Origin of the sequence: Psychrobacillus sp. FSL W7-1457 (genome assembly GCF_038593405.1) — a bacterium.
Taxonomy (GTDB): domain Bacteria; phylum Bacillota; class Bacilli; order Bacillales_A; family Planococcaceae; genus Psychrobacillus.
Window position 1 is genome coordinate 1,101,195 of the sequence record NZ_CP151993.1, and the last position, 18,294, is coordinate 1,119,488.

16 protein-coding genes and 1 other annotated feature are annotated in these 18,294 nt (G+C 36.7%); of the genes, 11 read left to right on the top strand and 5 right to left on the bottom strand.

All coding sequences use genetic code 11. The features are described 5' to 3' along the window. Window positions 1–7 precede the first annotated feature (7 nt). Window positions 8–817 (bottom strand): Cof-type HAD-IIB family hydrolase, encoded by an 810-nt coding sequence (locus NSQ95_RS05100; RefSeq protein ID WP_340884619.1) that lies wholly within the window; start codon window positions 815–817, stop codon window positions 8–10. Between the two features lie 134 nt (window positions 818–951). Between NSQ95_RS05100 and NSQ95_RS05105 the strand changes: the two genes are divergently transcribed. Both NSQ95_RS05105 and NSQ95_RS05110 read left to right on the top strand, forming a co-directional pair. After that, on the top strand, window positions 952–1,710 hold the full coding sequence (locus NSQ95_RS05105) for a prolyl oligopeptidase family serine peptidase (RefSeq protein WP_340884617.1): 759 nt from the start codon (window positions 952–954) through the stop codon (window positions 1,708–1,710). A 48-nt stretch (window positions 1,711–1,758) separates the two neighbouring features. Then, window positions 1,759–2,067, top strand: a complete 309-nt coding sequence (locus NSQ95_RS05110) for a metal-sulfur cluster assembly factor (protein ID WP_169361026.1) — start codon at window positions 1,759–1,761, stop codon at window positions 2,065–2,067. Between the two features lie 262 nt (window positions 2,068–2,329). Here NSQ95_RS05110 and NSQ95_RS05115 read toward each other — a convergent pair whose 3' ends face one another. Beyond that, complete coding sequence (locus NSQ95_RS05115) at window positions 2,330–3,022, bottom strand: Crp/Fnr family transcriptional regulator (RefSeq protein WP_340884613.1); 693 nt, start codon at window positions 3,020–3,022, stop codon at window positions 2,330–2,332. A 142-nt stretch (window positions 3,023–3,164) separates the two neighbouring features. On the opposite strand from NSQ95_RS05115, the gene NSQ95_RS05120 reads away from it, so the two are divergent. Next, complete coding sequence (locus tag NSQ95_RS05120) at window positions 3,165–5,291, top strand: AAA family ATPase (RefSeq protein WP_340884610.1); 2,127 nt, start codon at window positions 3,165–3,167, stop codon at window positions 5,289–5,291. Window positions 5,292–5,346: 55 nt separating this feature from the next. Here NSQ95_RS05120 and NSQ95_RS05125 read toward each other — a convergent pair whose 3' ends face one another. Further along, complete coding sequence (locus tag NSQ95_RS05125; protein ID WP_169361213.1) at window positions 5,347–5,538, bottom strand: DUF2929 family protein; 192 nt, start codon at window positions 5,536–5,538, stop codon at window positions 5,347–5,349. A 167-nt stretch (window positions 5,539–5,705) separates the two neighbouring features. On the opposite strand from NSQ95_RS05125, the gene NSQ95_RS05130 reads away from it, so the two are divergent. From NSQ95_RS05130 to NSQ95_RS05160, 7 genes are all read left to right on the top strand, one after another. Further along, window positions 5,706–6,641 (top strand): beta-ketoacyl-ACP synthase III, encoded by a 936-nt coding sequence (locus NSQ95_RS05130; protein ID WP_340884605.1) that lies wholly within the window; start codon window positions 5,706–5,708, stop codon window positions 6,639–6,641. Window positions 6,642–6,668: 27 nt separating this feature from the next. Further along, window positions 6,669–7,907, top strand: coding sequence for a beta-ketoacyl-ACP synthase II (fabF, locus tag NSQ95_RS05135; protein ID WP_298468610.1), 1,239 nt, complete (start codon window positions 6,669–6,671; stop codon window positions 7,905–7,907). A 347-nt stretch (window positions 7,908–8,254) separates the two neighbouring features. Next, window positions 8,255–9,283: an ABC transporter ATP-binding protein gene (locus NSQ95_RS05140; RefSeq protein ID WP_169361210.1), complete on the top strand. Its 1,029-nt coding sequence runs from the start codon at window positions 8,255–8,257 to the stop codon at window positions 9,281–9,283. After that, complete coding sequence (locus NSQ95_RS05145; RefSeq protein ID WP_169361209.1) at window positions 9,264–10,211, top strand: ATP-binding cassette domain-containing protein; 948 nt, start codon at window positions 9,264–9,266, stop codon at window positions 10,209–10,211. The genes NSQ95_RS05140 and NSQ95_RS05145 overlap by 20 nt, the downstream gene beginning before the upstream one ends. A gap of 1 nt (window position 10,212) precedes the next feature. Continuing rightward, complete coding sequence (gene opp4B / locus NSQ95_RS05150; RefSeq protein WP_169361208.1) at window positions 10,213–11,175, top strand: oligopeptide ABC transporter permease; 963 nt, start codon at window positions 10,213–10,215, stop codon at window positions 11,173–11,175. 30 nt (window positions 11,176–11,205) lie between these two features. Continuing rightward, on the top strand, window positions 11,206–12,117 hold the full coding sequence (locus NSQ95_RS05155) for an ABC transporter permease (RefSeq protein ID WP_251556044.1): 912 nt from the start codon (window positions 11,206–11,208) through the stop codon (window positions 12,115–12,117). A gap of 62 nt (window positions 12,118–12,179) precedes the next feature. Further along, on the top strand, window positions 12,180–14,030 hold the full coding sequence (locus tag NSQ95_RS05160) for an oligopeptide ABC transporter substrate-binding protein (RefSeq protein WP_340884596.1): 1,851 nt from the start codon (window positions 12,180–12,182) through the stop codon (window positions 14,028–14,030). 245 nt (window positions 14,031–14,275) lie between these two features. Here NSQ95_RS05160 and trpS read toward each other — a convergent pair whose 3' ends face one another. Continuing rightward, window positions 14,276–15,262, bottom strand: coding sequence for a tryptophan--tRNA ligase (gene trpS, locus NSQ95_RS05165; RefSeq protein ID WP_340884594.1), 987 nt, complete (start codon window positions 15,260–15,262; stop codon window positions 14,276–14,278). A gap of 45 nt (window positions 15,263–15,307) precedes the next feature. Next, window positions 15,308–15,521, bottom strand: a binding site (T-box leader). Window positions 15,522–15,572: 51 nt separating this feature from the next. Further along, on the bottom strand, window positions 15,573–15,917 hold the full coding sequence (locus tag NSQ95_RS05170) for a DUF3899 domain-containing protein (RefSeq protein WP_340884592.1): 345 nt from the start codon (window positions 15,915–15,917) through the stop codon (window positions 15,573–15,575). A 632-nt stretch (window positions 15,918–16,549) separates the two neighbouring features. Between NSQ95_RS05170 and NSQ95_RS05175 the strand changes: the two genes are divergently transcribed. Continuing rightward, the gene (locus NSQ95_RS05175) at window positions 16,550–18,274 is read left to right on the top strand and encodes a peptide ABC transporter substrate-binding protein (RefSeq protein ID WP_340884589.1); all 1,725 of its coding nucleotides are present in this window, start codon (window positions 16,550–16,552) and stop codon (window positions 18,272–18,274) included. The last annotated feature ends 20 nt before the right edge of the window (window positions 18,275–18,294 follow it).

Consider the following 18,294-nt stretch of genomic DNA (forward strand, 5'->3'; position numbering starts at 1 on the left):
AATTATATTAATTCAATTTTAATCTTTCTTTTAAGAATTCTGCAATACCATCTTCATTATTTGTTGCAGTAATTTCATTTGCGATATTTTGCAAAGGGGAAATAGCATTACCCATTGCGACACCAACGCCAGCATATTCAATCATTTCTAAATCATTGTCCTCGTCTCCAAATGCAATAATTCTATCTTTAGGGATATTTAAATATTTGGATACATGGTCTAGACCTACTGCCTTATTTAGACCGTGTCTAACAATTTCAATAACATCCCAAGGTGCTCCCCAACGGCGGTGGTCAATAACTTCTGCATGTACTTCTTTCAGATGCTTGCGAACATCGTCTATTGAATTTTCTTCAGCATGTATGAGAAGACTAGTAGGATCCGCTTGTAAAAATTGACGAAGGTCACCAGTAGTTATATTGGGATTTCCTTGTACTAAAGCGGAGATCATTTGTTCATCATGATAATGTAAGTATACGTCATCTAGGACTTCTGCGAGCATATTTTTTATCGAATAGCTTTGGACGGCCTCAACTACTTCTTTTACAACTTTCAAGCTAATTGGTTTATGTATCATTTGCCATGAACGATTTCTTGGATGATGTACGAATGCCCCATTGAAGTTGACAATAGGTGTAGTTAGCCCAAGTTCATGATAATACATTTCACTTGCGCGATAGGGTCTACCCGTTGCAATCATTACTTCATGCCCTTCATCCTTAGCCTTTAATAAAATTCTTTTAGTGTTATCAGAAATAACCTTTTGGTCGGTTAATAAAGTTCCATCTAAGTCTAATACGATTAAGTGTCGTTCCATGTGCATATTCCCCCTCATCTTATTAAAGTTTATCTTGTTCCAGATGTTCCGTCAAAATGTATTAGTTCGCGATTTTGTAAAAAAACTTTTACTTTGCTAAAATAGTAATATAACGAATAAGGGGTGTATATTCAATGATTACTAATTTAGAAAATTGGGGAGACATCCCTGTGCTACATATATCAGAAGAAAACTTTACAAATAATGCTCCCGTAGTCTTTTTCCTTCATGGTTTTGAGAGTGCAAAAGAGCATAACCTTCACTATGCGTATCAGTTAGTCCAAAAGGGTTGCAGAGTAATTATGCCTGATGCCCATTTACATGGAGAACGTGATATACATCTTGACCAAATACAGATCAGCCTTCGTTTTTGGGAAATTGTTTTAACATCAATCGAAGAGCTAGGTAAACTAAAAAAAGAATTAAACACACGCGGATATGACAACGGACAAAAAATAGGTTTGGCTGGAACCTCTATGGGCGGTATTACTACACTGGGCTGTTTAACGGCCTACCCCTGGATCGATGCAGCTGCTATTATGATGGGAACCCCGGGATATGTAAACCTTGCTAAAGATCAAATGACTTTAGTTGAGCAAAGAGGATTTAAGATTCCAATGAATGAAGAAGAAAAGAAAAAAATGTTTGATACACTTTCTATATTTGATGCTTCTAAGCAATTAGAGAAACTAGAAAATAAGCCATTATTTTTCTGGCATGGCATGAAGGATGAAGTAGTGCCTTTCGCACCTACTGCCAAATTTGTTGAAGAATTGATTGAAAAATATAGTGATTCTCAGATTGAGTTTATGAAAGAGAAAAGCGTTGGTCATGCAGTTTCAAGAAAAGGTATGCTTCGTGCAACGGAATGGTTAGCTAACCGTTTGGCATAATTGATATATCTTTGTTATGATGAATGAAAGATGTAAGGAGGTATTAGTATGGATCAAGATATGAAAGATAGTATGATGGCTGCCCTGGAAAATGTTATTGACCCAGAGCTTGGCGTAGATATTGTTAATTTAGGTTTAGTATACGATGTGGATCTAACTGATGAGGGACAAGCAACAGTTACGATGACATTAACTTCTATAGGATGCCCGATGGGTCCAATGATAGTAGATCAGGTTAAAACAGCACTAGCTGAGCTACCTGAGGTTAAAGACACTGAGGTTAATATTGTCTGGAACCCGCCATGGTCAAAAGATAATATGTCTCGATATGCAAAAATTGCATTAGGTATTCGATAATTATAATAACTTCTCTATTCATAAGAGAAGACATTTAAAACAAAAACAAGGCATCTTCTGTTCAAGTCGAACAGGAAGTGCCTTGTTTGATTATACGCGTTTTTTTGTGAATTATAAGAGTCGTTTTCCTGAGCTGCTTAGGATTTGAGACTGAATGCAGCGAGGGAAAATCCTGGAGTCGTGCCCACGAAAAGCGTCCGCAAATGGAAATCAACATTATAAACAAGTGAGTAAACGAACGACAATCGTTCACTTACTCTAATTAATCTATCCGACAAACGCAAAGAGGACAGCTTTCGCACTGGTTTTCTCTTCTTAATAACTCTAAATCGTTTATCGTAATAATACCTTTATGAAACGAAATTAGACCCTCGCTTTTCATATCATTTAACATTCGATTAACTACTTCCCTACTCATCGAGCAAAGGTTAGCTATCTCCTGATTAGTAAGTGAGAAATTAATTTTAATCTTACCATCAGACAATGGTTCACCATACGTGTTACACAAGCGTATTAAAGTAGAATATAGAGCGCCTTTTTTACCATAAAGCATCAAATCACGAAACCTTGTCTGGTTTTTTAAGTAAATAAGCTGTATATATTTTGTCCATTCCACCATTAACTGAGTAGAATTAACAAGAAAATTTTCTAATTTATTTTTTGGTAGCACTAATAGCTGTGTAGTCTCCAACGTAAGAGCAGAAAAGCTATGATGAGTATTATCTGCGAAAACACCAGATTCACCTATACAGTTTTCGGGACCTACTATTCTTAAAGTGAGTAATTTGCCACCCTCTGTATCTTTATTAATCGCAATAGAACCGCTTACGATAAAATATACGTCTTGTGCTAGTTCGCCTTCTACATAAACCGAACGATCCTTCTCTAATTTTATAATAGAACCGTATTGTTTAAATAATAACCTAATATCTGGGGATACTAAAGTATGATCCACCTCAACACCACCTTTATATGTACCTATAAATATAGCATATATTCCGTTACATAAAGCTTAATACTTTACAAATTATGCTACAAGGATTTATATTTATAATAGTCAATAAAGGTCAAAGTTTTGTGAAATGGAGCTGTTAATTATGCAAATGAACCAACAAGATCAAAAAAGTCCTTTAGAAACGTACGGACGTAATTTAGTAAATGCAGTAAAAGACGGCAAAATGGACCCGGTTATCGGTAGAGATCAGGAAATTCGAAATGTCATTCGTATTTTATCAAGAAAGACTAAAAATAATCCTGTTCTGATCGGAGAGCCAGGGGTTGGTAAGACCGCTATTGTAGAAGGATTGGCACAAAGAATTGTAAAAAAAGATGTACCAGAGGGCTTGAAGGATAAAGAGATATTCGAATTAGATATGAGCTCGCTAATCGCAGGAGCAAAGTATCGTGGGGAATTCGAAGAAAGGCTTCAAGCAGTACTTAAGCAAATCAAAGAGAGCGAAGGAAAAATCATTTTATTTATTGATGAAATCCACACAATAGTTGGTGCTGGGAAATCAGATGGTGCCATGGATGCGGGGAATATGTTAAAGCCAATGCTCGCACGAGGAGAACTGCACTGTATTGGAGCGACTACTCTTGATGAATATCGTATGTATATTGAAAAGGACCCAGCTTTAGAGCGCCGTTTTCAGCAAGTATTAGTAAGAGAACCCTCCGTAGAGGATACAGTATCCATCCTTCGCGGTTTAAAGGAACGCTTTGAATTACATCATGGTGTACGTATACACGATCGAGCAATTGTAGCAGCATCTCAGCTTTCCAACCGCTATATTACAGAACGTTTTCTTCCTGACAAGGCAATAGACTTAATAGATGAAGCATGTGCCATGATTCGTACGGAAATAGATTCAATGCCTCAAGAGCTGGATGAAGTAACAAGAAGAATGATGCAGCTCCAAATTGAGGAGCAAGCGCTGATGAAAGAAAAGGATTCAGCTAGCAAAAAGAGATTAGAACAATTGCGTCAGGAATTAGAGGAGTTAGACAAGTCCTCAGCAGATATGCGTAAAAAATGGGAATCAGAGAAAGAGTCCATTCAAGTAGTTCAAAAAAAGAGAGAGCTGTTAGACCGCTATCGTAGAGAGTTAGAGGAAGCAGAAAATAAATACGATTTAAATAAAGCAGCAGAGCTACGTCATGGTAAAATACCACCTTTAGAAAAGGAACTTCAATCATACGAAGATGAGATAAACAATGATTATGATTCACGTTTACTTCGTGAAGAGGTAACTGCTGATGAAATAGCCCATATTATTTCAAGGTGGACGGGTATACCTGTAACTAAGCTGGTAGAAGGAGAAAGAGAAAAACTTCTCCGTCTCAAAGAAACATTAGGAGAGCGTGTAGTTGGTCAAGATCAGGCAGTACAATTAGTGACAGAGGCTGTTTGGCGCGCACGAGCAGGCATAAAAGATCCAAATAAACCAATTGGCTCGTTTCTCTTCTTGGGGCCAACTGGTGTAGGTAAAACAGAACTAGCTAAATCTTTAGCCGCAAACCTGTTTGACTCAGAAGAACATTTCATTCGTATAGACATGTCCGAATATATGGAAAAGCATAGCGTATCTCGATTAGTCGGTGCACCTCCAGGATATATAGGCTATGAGGAAGGTGGTCAACTTACAGAGGCTGTGCGAAGAAATCCATATTCTGTAGTGCTATTAGATGAAATAGAAAAGGCTCATCCAGATGTTGCTAATATTTTGTTACAGCTGATGGATGATGGAAGGATTACAGATAGCCAGGGAAGAATCGTCAATTTTACAAATACGGTTGTCATTTTGACTTCCAATATAGGCTCCCAATATTTATCCAATACCACAGGGGAAGTTTCAGAAACGGACGAGGAACTGGTAATGACTGCTCTTCGCGCACACTTCAAGCCAGAGTTATTAAACCGTATGGACGACATTATAATGTTCCACTCCTTAACGACTCATCACTTTGAATTGATTGCGAAAAAGTATGTAAAACAACTACAGAATCGTTTGTTGGAGCAGGAAGTTACATTAGAGGTAGAGGAAAATGTCTATACGTGGATCGTGGAAGAGGGAACAGATGCAGCTTATGGTGCTAGACCGCTCAGAAGATTTATTCAACGATATCTCGAAACAGCAGTTGCAAAAATGCTAATTGGAGGGAATGTCCTGCCTGGTAGCACAATTGTAGCGAGCCTGGAGGATGGCCAGCTAATGGTGAAATAGTATCGCTATACAGCTATCAAATAAAAAAACTCCCTTTTGAAGGGAGTTTTTTTTATTAATGATGTTTAGCTTCTACAGGCTCATCCGGAATTACTTTAGTAATTAGTATAATTATAATAGCTGCTGGGATAGCCATATATAAACCATGGAAAAAGTTAAATTCTTCTACGCCATTAACTGATCCTACTACGTAATTTAACATCGTAACCAAGATAAGTGTCCAAATTACTGTCATAACATATTGCATATAATTTCACCTCAAAAAAATTAATTTATCTATAGCTATCATAACATAGGGTTGTCCTATACAAAAGAATTATTCTTAACATCCAACAACTATGTTGAAAAATGTTCATATATTCGCTATTATTAATACCAGGTACTAATAATAGATTACAAGAAAAGAGGAATTTCATGAATGCAGGAATTATAGGTTTAGGAACTTATGCACCTGAGAAGATTTTAACCAATGAAGACCTTGAAAAAAGAATAGATACATCGGATGAATGGATAAAAACAATGACTGGTATAGAGGAGCGTCGAATAGCTGCTCCTGGAGAAGAAAGTTCACATATGGCTGTAAAGGCAGCTAAGGAAGCAATAGAGGATGCAGGAATTTCTCCGGAACAAATAGGACTAATTTTGGTAGCAACAGTAACCCCGGATCGCCCTTTTCCTAGTGTCTCCACGATGCTTCAGGAGCAATTAGGGGCTACTAATGCAGCTGCAATGGATATATCCGCAGCATGCGCAGGGTTTATGTATGGTGTCGTTACTGCAAAGCAATTTGTAGAATCTAAAACGTATTCTCATGTGTTAGTAATTGGTGTGGAAAAGCTGTCTAAAATTACAGACTGGGAAGATCGAAATACTGCTGTCCTCTTTGGGGATGGAGCAGGGGCTGTAGTTATTGGAGAAGTCTCAGAAGGCAGAGGCATATTGTCCTTTGAGCTCGGAGCCAATGGTAGTGGAGGAAAGTATTTATTGCAGGACGGACCTTACATTACGATGAATGGTAGAGAGGTATTTAAATTTGCGGTTCGCCAAATGGGTGAATCTGCTATTAATGTTATCGAAAAAGCAGGATTGCAAAAAACAGATATTGATTTGTTAATCCCTCATCAAGCAAATATTCGTATTATGGAGGCATCTAGAGAACGATTAGAGTTGCCTGCTGAAAAAATGGCAAAAACCATTCATAAATACGGCAATACATCATCTTCATCTATTCCACTAGCATTAAAAGAAGAAGTAAAAAATGGAAAAGTGAAAGATGATGATATTATTGTAATGGTAGGTTTTGGTGGAGGTTTGACTTGGGGAGCAATAGCGCTAAAATGGGGAAAATAATTTAATTTGTCGAAGGGACGGACATACATGACGAAACGTAGGGTTGTAGTAACAGGATTAGGTGCCGTAACACCACTAGGTAATGATGTAGAAACTACTTGGGCTGGTATTAAGGAAGGTAAATCAGGTGTTGGAATGTTAACAAGACTTGACGCATCTTTGTTTCCAGCGAAAGTGGCCGCAGAGGTAAAAGATTTTGACATAGAGAAGTATATTGAAAAGAAAGATGCACGAAAAATGGACCGTTTTACTCATTATGCTTTAGCTTCTGCAATTATGGCAGTAGAGGACGCCAATTTAACAATCACAGAAGAGCTAGGTCTACGAACGGGCGTTTGGATTGGTTCAGGTATTGGTGGAATGGAGACATACGAGAATCAGTTCCGAGTATTTTTAGAAAAAGGAACGAGACGCGTAAGTCCATTCTTCGTGCCAATGATGATTCCTGATATGGCTGCAGGTCAGGTGTCAATTCATTTTGGGGCAAAGGCGATTAATTCATGTACGGTAACGGCTTGTGCATCCGGCACTAACTCTATAGGGGATGCTTTTAAAGTAATCGAACGAGGAGATGCAGATGTGATGATTACCGGCGGAGCAGAGTCTCCGATTACGCATATGTCTGTAGCTGGTTTTTGCTCCAATACGGCACTTTCTTTAAATACAGATCCTAATACCGCATCGAAACCTTTTGATGCTAATCGAGACGGATTTGTTATTGGTGAAGGAGCTGGAATTCTTATATTAGAAGAATATGAGCACGCTGTTGCTCGTGGTGCTAAAATCTATGCAGAAATAATAGGTTATGGTTCTACAGGAGATGCCCACCATATTACTGCACCAGCTCCAGAAGGAGAAGGGGCAGCTAGAGCGATGAAGCAAGCATTAGACGATGCAGGAGTGTCTCCGGAGAAAATCGATTATATTAATGCGCACGGTACTAGTACGCCTTATAATGATCAGTTTGAAACAATGGCTGTAAAATCCGTATTTGGTGAGCATGCGTACAATCTGGCTATGAGTTCCACTAAATCTATGACTGGTCACTTGCTCGGTGCGGCAGGAGGGGTAGAGGCAATATTCAGTGTATTAGCTCTCCATGAAGGCATCTTACCGCCTACCACAAATCTGGAAACGCCTGATCCGTTATGCGATTTAGACTATGTTCCAAATGAGGCAAGAAAAGAAGAAATTGACTATGCTATGAGTAATTCATTAGGTTTTGGTGGTCATAATGCAAGTATATTATTTAAAAAAATCAAATAAACAACAAAAAATCCACGTTCTTGTGAACGTGGATTTTTTTGTATATTATAGTTCTTTTAGAACAAATATATATTAAAAAGTATTAAGAAATAAGTGTATATTTAATTTATTTTCATAACAATTTTCCATTATTTAGACTAATTAAAACCTTGATATTCCAATGTTTATAATAATTTTGTATGGTTCAGAATATATTAAATAAACAAAATATATAAAAAATTTGTATTGCGCTTGTAATCATCCTGTAATAGACTTTACAAAAGGAATCAAATAACAGAAAAGTTTTAATCTTTAATTATTTGGAAAAAATCAGACCGAACATAAAGTTGCGTGAGAGGAGAATTAGTTTGAACAACTCAGAACAGCTATTAACCATAAACAATTTACATACCGGATTCAGAATAAAAGATACATATTATGATGCCGTGGATGGGGTATCCATTTCGCTAAAGAGAAATGAAATTCTGGCAATCGTAGGAGAATCAGGTTGTGGGAAATCTACTTTAGCAACGTCCATTATTGGGTTACATGACCACAACAAAACAAGAGTGGAAGGCGAAATTATATACAATGGTATCAATCTTGCTAAATTGAATGATGAAAACTTTAATGCTGTTCGAGGAGAAGAAATAGGGATGATTTTCCAAGATCCCTTATCTGCATTAAACCCGTTGATGAAGATTCAAGACCAAATTGAAGAAAGCCTTGCCTTTCATACAAAGCTGAGTAAGTCTGAAAGAAAAAAAAGAGTATTAGAGTTATTAAAACAAGTAGGTATCCCAAATCCAGAGCGAACTGCAAAACAATTCCCACATCAATTGTCTGGAGGGATGAGACAGCGGGTTATCATTGCGATTGCAATCTCTTGTAAGCCTAAAGTAATCATTGCAGATGAACCAACTACTGCATTGGACGTAACCATTCAAGCTCAAATATTGGACTTACTTATTGACTTACAAAAAGAAACAGGTTCGGGAATTATATTAATAACACATGACTTAGGCGTAGTAGCTGAAGTAGCAGACCGGGTTGCAGTAATGTACGCAGGACAAATTATTGAAGAGGCTCCTGTAGAGGAACTATTTTCTAATCCGTTACACCCTTATACTCGTTCATTATTTAACTCTATACCACAGATGAATAGTGAGAATGATAGGCTTGAAGTTATTCAAGGAATTGTACCTTCTTTAGCCAAATTACCTCGAGAAGGATGTAGATTTTCTGCCAGAATCCCTTGGATCAGTGAAGAGACACATGAAAAAAATCCAGTATTGCATGAAGTTTCTCCAGGACACCTTGTCAGATGCACATGTTGGCAGCATTTTCATTTTGAGGGTGAGAAAGGGGAAGTAACCAATGAGTTTTATGCAAATTAAGGACTTACATGTTCATTATCCTATCAGGGGTGGATTTTTTAATACAGTGGTTGATCGTGTGCATGCAGTAGATGGAATCTCGTTAGAAATTGAAAAAGGGAAAACGTATGGATTGGTAGGAGAATCTGGCTGTGGAAAGTCTACTACTGGTAAATCTATTATTGGACTTGAAAAAATAACATCTGGACAAATCATATACGAAGGACAGGATGTTACAAATAGCCGTCGTAGTCCATCTTCTTCCTATAATCGAGATATTCAAATGATATTTCAAGACGCTCACTCAAGTTTAAATCCTAGAAAACGAGTTCAAGATATCATAGCAGAACCTATTAGAAATTTTTTGAAACTGTCTCCTACCGAAGAAAAAAGAAAAATTAATGAACTGTTAGAAATAGTGGGAATGAGCGAGGATGTCAAGGTAAAGTATCCTCATGAGTTTTCAGGCGGTCAGAAACAAAGGATTGGCATTGCTCGTGCTATTGCAACAAATCCTAAATTGATCATAGCAGATGAACCAGTATCAGCACTAGATTTATCGGTTCAAGCACAAGTGTTGAATTTTATGAAAGATATACAAAGAGAATTTGGATTAAGTTACTTATTTATATCCCACGATTTGGGTGTAGTTAAACATATGTGTGATGAAATTTCTATTATGTACAAAGGTAAATTTGTAGAAACTGGAAGTAGGGAAGATATTTATACAAATCCTCAACATATCTATACAAGGAGATTGCTATCGGCTATACCTGACGTAAATCCAAAAGGTAGAGAAGCAAGAAAAAGAGAAAGAATTGAAGTAGAAAAAAATTATGTAACTGATCATCAGAAATACTTTGATAAGGATGGGAAAGTATTAGATTTAGTACCAATCTCAACTACTCATCAAGTAGCAATGGCCACTAGAAGCAAGGAGGTCATCTAATATGTGGAAAACAATATTGAGAAGAGTTTTAGCCATGATTCCACAGCTTTTTGTCTTAAGCCTACTAATATTTATATTAGCTAAGCAAATGCCTGGAGACCCATTCACAGGCCTAATAACACCAGAATCCGATCCTAATCGATTAGAAGAAATGAGAGTGTTAGCAGGATTTTACGATCCTTGGTATGTACAATACTACAATTGGATAACGAATGCAATTCAAGGGGATTTTGGTAAGAGTTATACGTATAGCATGCCTGTTGCGGATTTAATAGGATTTCGGGCGATGAACACACTGTGGCTATCCTTGCTCAGCGTTGTTCTTCTATACTTAATAGCTATTCCGTTAGGAGTATTGGCGGGGCGCTTTCAAGATACATTCCTAGATAAAACAATCGTACTATACTCTTTTGTGACCTATGCGATCCCAACATTCGTACTTGGCTTGCTAGCATTATTCTTTTTCGGTTATCATCTTGGATGGTTTCCGACAGCCGGTACGGTGGACATAAAGTACGAGGAAGGTACCCTTGGGTATGTATGGAACCGAATTTATCATATGCTATTGCCTGCAATGACCTATGCAATCCTTGGAACGACCGCAGTAATTCAGTACCTAAGATCTGAAATTATAGATGCAAAGTCGATGGATTATGTCCGTACAGCAAGAAGTAAGGGAATTCCTATTAAAAAAGTATACAGTAGACACATTTTCCGAAACTCATTATTGCCAATTGCAGCTTTTCTAGGGTTTACAATTACTGGGTTACTAGGTGGCTCCATATTTATAGAAACCATTTTTGGATATCAAGGCATGGGGCAATTGTTTATACAATCTATATCCTCCAGGGATTATAGCGTTATTACCGCTTTAGTATTGCTTTTTGGCTTCTTAACTTTATTAGGTAGTCTATTGTCTGATATCATCATGAGCATTGTAGATCCACGTATTAGAATAGATTGACCCAAAATATAAGGTTAAGGAGAGAGTATGATGAGTGAACAAATACTTAATACAGAAATTCTAGAAAAAAACACACAAAGCTCTCCGCCTACAGGTTTTCAAGTGCTAGTAAGAGAGTTTAAAAAAGATAAGTTAGCAATGTTCTCGCTATTTTGTTTAGTCATTGGAATAATAGCTATCTATATCTCAGCAGCAATGATCAATCAAGAAGAATTAATGAATGTAAGTTTAAGAGACAAATTTTCAGAACCTGGCGAAAAGTTTATTCTGGGAGCTGATCAGGGTGGACGTTCCATTTTAGGACAGTTAATCATCGGAGCTAGAAACTCCATTACTATAGCATTATCGGTGACAATTATAACAGGTATTGTAGGTGTGGCCATTGGTATGATTACAGGCTACTTTGGTGGTTTAATAGACAATATATTTATGAGAATTATTGACTTTTTCATCACTATTCCAACTTTAATGATCATCATTGTGTTTGTAACAATTATTCCGAAATACTCTATATTTGAGTTCGTTCTTATTATGAGTACTTTTTTATGGGTGTCAACGGCCCGACTGGTTAGAAGTAAGTCATTAACTGAGAGTAGAAGAGATTATATAAATGCCTCTAAAACATTAGGAACTGGCAATGGCAGAATTATCTTTACAGGTGTTATGCCTAATCTTAGCTCTATTCTAATCGTTGAACTGACGTTAAGTTTTGCAGGAAATGTAGGTTTAGAAACAGGATTATCTTATTTAGGCTTTGGCTTACCGCAAAGTGTACCTAGCTTGGGAACTCTTGTGAGTTATGCGAATAATCCGTTAATTTTAGAGGACAAATGGTGGGTATGGCTACCAGCTTCCTTGCTAATTTTGTTATTAATGCTTTCCATCAATTATGTAGGGCAAGCGCTACGTCGCTCGGCAGACGCAAGACAAAGGCAAGGATAATGAATATGGTATTAAACGATTTCTGTTTGATATATAAAGATATATAAAAAGGAGGAAAAAGGATGAATAAGAAGCTTTGGACATTATTAGCTGTACTAATAGCATTTATGCTTGTGTTAGGCGCATGTAACAACGACGAAGAATCTTCAGGCTCAAATACTGAAGGAACAACAGAACCGGCAAAGACTGAGGAAGATAAGGATAAAGAAGAAGATAAAGAGGAAGAACCTGCTGCAGAAGAAGGTACTTCAGAATTTTCTCAAAAGGTTGAGCATGAGGGAGATGCAATTGATGGCGGAATTTTAAAGGTTGCATTAGGAACAGATACTCCTTTTGAAGGGATCTTCTCTCTAGTATTATATCAAAATGGTGTAGATGCAGATATTTTAGATTACGCTAGTAATTCCATTTTCTCTGTAGATGGTGACTTTTTAATTGATGACAGAGGTATTGCTACACTTGAAGCAGACCCTAATACAAACAAAGCAACAATTAAAATCCGTGAAGGTGTAAAATGGTCAGATGGCGAGCCTTTGAAAATTGAAGATGTTATGCTTCCATATTTAATCATTGGACACCCAGACTATCAAGGTATTCGTTATGACGGAGATTTTAAAAATATCATTGGTGCAGAAGAGTATAATGCAGGAACTGCTGATACAATTTCTGGATTAAAAAAGGTTGACGAAACTACATTAGAAATTTCCTTTAAAAAATTATCTCCAGCAATTTATTCAGGTGGAGATGGTCTATGGGGTTCTGCTGAACCAAGTCATATTTTAAAAGATATTCCAGTAGGACAATTGTTAGAATCTGACCCAGTTCGTAAAAACCCATTATCTTTAGGTGCATTTAAATTTGAAAAAATTATTCCTGGTGAATCTGTTCAATTCGTAAAAAATGAGCATTACTTTAAAGGTGAGCCTAAGTTGGATGGAGTACTTTTAAAAGTAGTACCTTCTAGCTCTATCTCAAAAGCTTTAGAAACTGGTGAATACCACATGACAGCTGGATCATTACCAGCAACGAAATATGCGGAAGTAAAAGAATTTAAAAATGCTTCAATACTTGTACAACCAGAGCTATCTTATTCTTACCTTGGATTTAAATTAGGAAAGTTTGATACTAAAGCTAAATTAAGTACGATGGATCCAAATGCCAAGATGGCTAACTTAAACTTACGTATGGCAATGGGTTATGCTTTAGACGTAGAGTCTGTAAATGAGGCATACTACGATAATTTACGTACTCGTGCTACTGGTTTAATACCACCAGCATTTGCTTCTTTCTATGATGACACTTTAGAAGGCATTAAGTATGATCCAGCAAAAGCAGAGCAATTATTAGATGAAGCTGGTTATAAAGATATCGATGGAGACGGATTCCGTGAAACTCCAGAAGGCGAAAAATTAGAGATTAATTATGCAGGTATGTCAGGAGACGTTACAGCTGAAGAAATGGCTGCATATTGGATTCAAAACTGGAGAGACGTTGGTCTAAAAGTGGTTTTAACAACTGGCCGTTTAATCGAAATGAACTCTTTCTATGATAAAGTAGAAGCAGATGATCCTGAAATTGATATTTACATGGGAGCTTGGGGAACAGGTACAAACCCATCACCACTAGGCTTATATGGAAAAGACTCAGCATTTAACTATAGCCGCTTTACTTCACCTGAATTAGATGAATTATTAGCAGCTATCGATTCACCGGATGCATTTGACTCTGCAAAACGTGCGCAAGCATTCCGTGATTTCCAAGTATACATGTCAGAGCAAGTTCCAGTAATTCCTACTCAATTCCGTAGCGCAATTTATGTAGTAAACAAAGCAGTGAAAAACTATGATGTAACTTATGGAACTGACTTTGGATTACATGAACTTCAACTAGTATCAGAAGAGCCATTAAAATAATCTTCAAAAAAACCGTTCCTAGACGAAAGTTTAGGGACGGTTTTTCATATGTTTTATGAAGGACGTGATACTAATGAGACTACTAATTTTTCTAATAAGCTACGGAATAGCAATTATCAGCTGCTCCCATTTAGTACTATATTTAAATTTCTTATCTTTAGGATATTCATGGAAATCTGTGTTGATGTATATGCTAAACTCAAAAGACTTTATTGTATTTTGTCTATCTATTTTAGGATTAACGATTAGTGTCTTCTACCGAGACCCATTGCGGCTTCCATCTTAACTAGTGTTTCATTTGCTAATTGGTTAGCTTTTTCTGCACCGCGATCTAGAATGGAATCTAGTTCTGATGAGTTTAATAATTCCTCGTATCTCTGTTGAATAGGTGCTAGATGATTAATAATAGCTTCTGCAACAGATGCTTTAAAATCTCCATAACCTTTTCCTTCATATTTAGCTACTAATTCTGGAATAGGTGTACCCGTCAAAGCAGATTCTATTGTTAATAGATTAGAGACACCTGGTTTGTTTTCAGTATCAAATGCTACGATTCCTTCTGAATCAGTAACAGAGCTTTTGATTTTCTTTTCTATTTGCTTTGGCGTATCTAAAATACGAATAGTTGCTTTTTGATTAGGGTCTGACTTACTCATTTTTTTCGTTGGATCCTGCAGGGATTTGATACGTGCGCCGTGCTTAGGAAGCTGGATTTCAGGCATAGTTAATACATTACCGTATCTTTTATTGAAACGTTCTGCCAAGTCACGAGTTAGCTCTATATGTTGTTTTTGATCATCGCCAACAGGTACGATGTTTGTTTGGTAGAGAAGTATATCAGCGGCCATAAGTGGTGGGTAAGTCAATAATCCAGCAGTCACAGCATCTTTCCCATCTGATTTATCTTTGAACTGCGTCATTCTTTCCAGTTCTCCAATGTGAGAAATACATTGCATCATCCATCCTGCTTTTGCATGGGCTGGAACCTCTGATTGGACAAACAAAATCGACTTCTCTGGATCTATTCCTACCGCTAGATATAAGGCTGCCAACGAACGAATATGATTTTGAAGTTCTTGGGGGTCTTGAGCTACAGTAATAGCATGCTGATCTACGATGCAAAAAATACAATCGTTATCATTTTGTAGGTCTATAAACTGTCTAAATGCGCCGATATAATTTCCCAAAGTAATTGTACCGGTAGGCTGGACGCCCGAAAAAAGTGTTTTCATAAAATTTTCCTCCTTAGAATATAAAAAAACATCATGCATCCCTAAAAAAGGGACGAATGATGTAATATCCGTGGTACCACCCAGCTTGCTAAAATAAATAGCCACTCTTCTTCATAACGCGAAGGAAACGGTATAAGCTACTTGACCTTTCACTTATACTGCTCAGAAGCCCATTCCATTTATCGTATGATCTGCTTGCAGCATCCGCAGACTCTCTAAACATACTCTATAAATGTACTTTCTTCATCAAAGCTCTTTATTTAGTTTTGATTATTATATATAGAAGAAACTCAAAAATCAAGGGACAAATTTATCCATAATAAAAAAGTAACGCTATACATGTACAAGCTAAAATCGATAACCCTAAAGCAAATAGTGGTTTAGGGGAGAAAGAAAAAACTTCGGAAGGAAGTCGCATATTCTCTATTTCTTCTCTCAAATGCTTCCGCGTGAAAAATTTTCTAGAGCTTGATACATATAAGTCAAAAAATCCTCCTGATACAACATATGTAACTAACCCTACAAATGTAACAAGCCCTCCTATATAGAAGGAAACATTAATATATGCTTCCAAATCGATACGTATAGACGTTAATAGCATCACTAAAACTATTATAATTTGAGCACTAAAAAAATAGATAAGCTTCTTTTTCATAATTCACCTCTAATAATTTAAATTATAGAAGATTTGCTTGAAATAATCAAAACTAATAAAAAAATATGGCTATGTTAAAGTTCGGGGGTGATTTATGATGCAAAGAAATATTTAAATCAGAAAGTAGAATTGATTTTCGCGCCAGCCGGACGCTTTCCACGGGGTGAGCGATAAGCCATCACCCATCGCTTACGCGCGTGGTTGTGAGGTCTTATCTGTCTCCCTCATCCCGTAGGAGTCGCCGTCTGGCGCTGCAATCAATAAATGGGAACAGCTTTAATGCATCGATAAGTGCTTATAAATTTACTCGCATAAACACAGCTAAAAACTGCACCAACCCAATTTCATAATCTAGTTTATGTTCTTAATAGCCATTTGAAAGTTCCTTTTTTAATTATTACAGTCACTATAAAAAAGAATTGTTAATCAAAATCAACCAATAACTTTAACAAAGCTAAAAATATAAAAGATAATTAACAAAATAGTTAAGAATCTTCCTAATTCGTTAGGACAATGTAATGATTTTGTTACATGATTGTAAAAATATTTAAAAAAAGGTATGTACAACTCTCTTATAAAATGTATAATAATAAATGTAATGAATTTTTCTGAATATTAGGGAGGTTATTTTTGTGAAGAATAGTAAATTAGTATGGCTTCTTAGCCTACTGTTAGTTGTAGGTCTATTCCTAGCTGCATGTGGCGGCGACGATGAGGCTAAAGAAACACCAGCTAACGAACCAGCAACTGAAACAGATGGAGAAAAAGAAGACGATGGTGCTGAAGAAGCAACATTAGACGAAGAGCAAGTATTAAACTTAATCATGGGTTCTGAAATTCCAACTCTTGATTCTGCTTTAGTAACTGACTCAGTAGGTTTCGATCTACTAAACAACGTAAATGAAGGTCTTTACCGTTTGAATCAAGAAAATGTAGCTGTACCAGCAATTTCTGATGGAGAGCCAACAGTTTCTGAAGATGGATTAGTTTATACGTTCAAATTACGTGACGCTAATTGGTCTGATGGTACACCAGTTACTGCAAATGACTTTGAATTCGCTTGGAAACGTGCTATGAACCCAGATACTGCTTCTGAATACGGTCCATATATGATGGAAGGCGTAATCGCAAATGCATCTAAAATTGTAGCTGGAGAAGTTGAGTATACTGAATTAGGTGTTAAAGCTCTAGATGAGAAAACATTAGAAGTTACTCTTGAAAAACCAGTTCCTTACTTCTTATCATTAATGTCATTTGGTACATTCTTACCACAAAAAGAAGAATTCGTTACAACTCAAGGTGAAAATTACTCTAAAAACTCTGAAGCACTTTTATACAACGGACCATTCGCTTTACAAGATTGGGATGGAACAGGCTTAAGCTGGAAACTAGTTAAAAATGATCAATATTGGGATAAAGATACTGTGAAACTTACTGAAATTAACTATGATGTAGTTAAAGAAGTAGCTACAGCGGTTAACCTTTACACTAATGGTGAAAAAGACCGTACTGGTCTATCTGGTGAGTATGCAATGCAATATGCTAATGATCCAGAACTAGTAACAGAAATGGAAACATCAGTATTCTATTTCAAATACAATCAAGAACGTAATGGAGAACCTACTCCACTTGCTAACGTAAATATTCGTGAAGCAGTTTCAAAAGCTATCAACAAAGAAGATTTAGTTAAAGTAGTTTTAGCTAATGGTTCTGTACCTGCTCATTACCTAGTACCACAAGGATTCACTTTTGACGAAGATGCTAATGATTTCCGCGAAGTTAATGGAGATATGTCTACATTTAACGTAGAAGAAGCAAAAGCAGCTTGGGACAAAGGCTTAAAAGAACTAGGAGTTACTGAGCTTACTCTAGAAATTCTTGGCGGAGACTCTGATCTTTCTAAGAAGATGGATGAGTATTTCAAAAATCAATTAGAAACAAACTTACCAGGTTTAACTGTTACTCTTAAAGAAGTACCATTTGCAGTGCGCTTAGATCTTGATACAAACCAAGACTATGACATTCAAGTTGCTGGATGGGGACCAGATTACCAAGATCCTTACACATTCATGAGCTTATGGTTAACTGATGGTGGTAACAACCAAATGTCTTATTCTAACCCGAAATATGATGAGTTAGTAACTTCTGCTAACAATGAATTAGCATTAGATACAGAAGCTCGTTGGCAAGCACTTGCTGATGCTGAAAAACTTCTAATTGCTGAAGACTATGCTATTGGACCAATTTACCAACGTGGTCTTATGCAACTTCAAAAACCATATGTTAAAGGTATCGTTGCTCACCCATTCGGTGGAGACTATAGCTACAAATGGGCATATATCGAAGGTAAAAACTAAGATAGTTTAAAGTTTTAAAA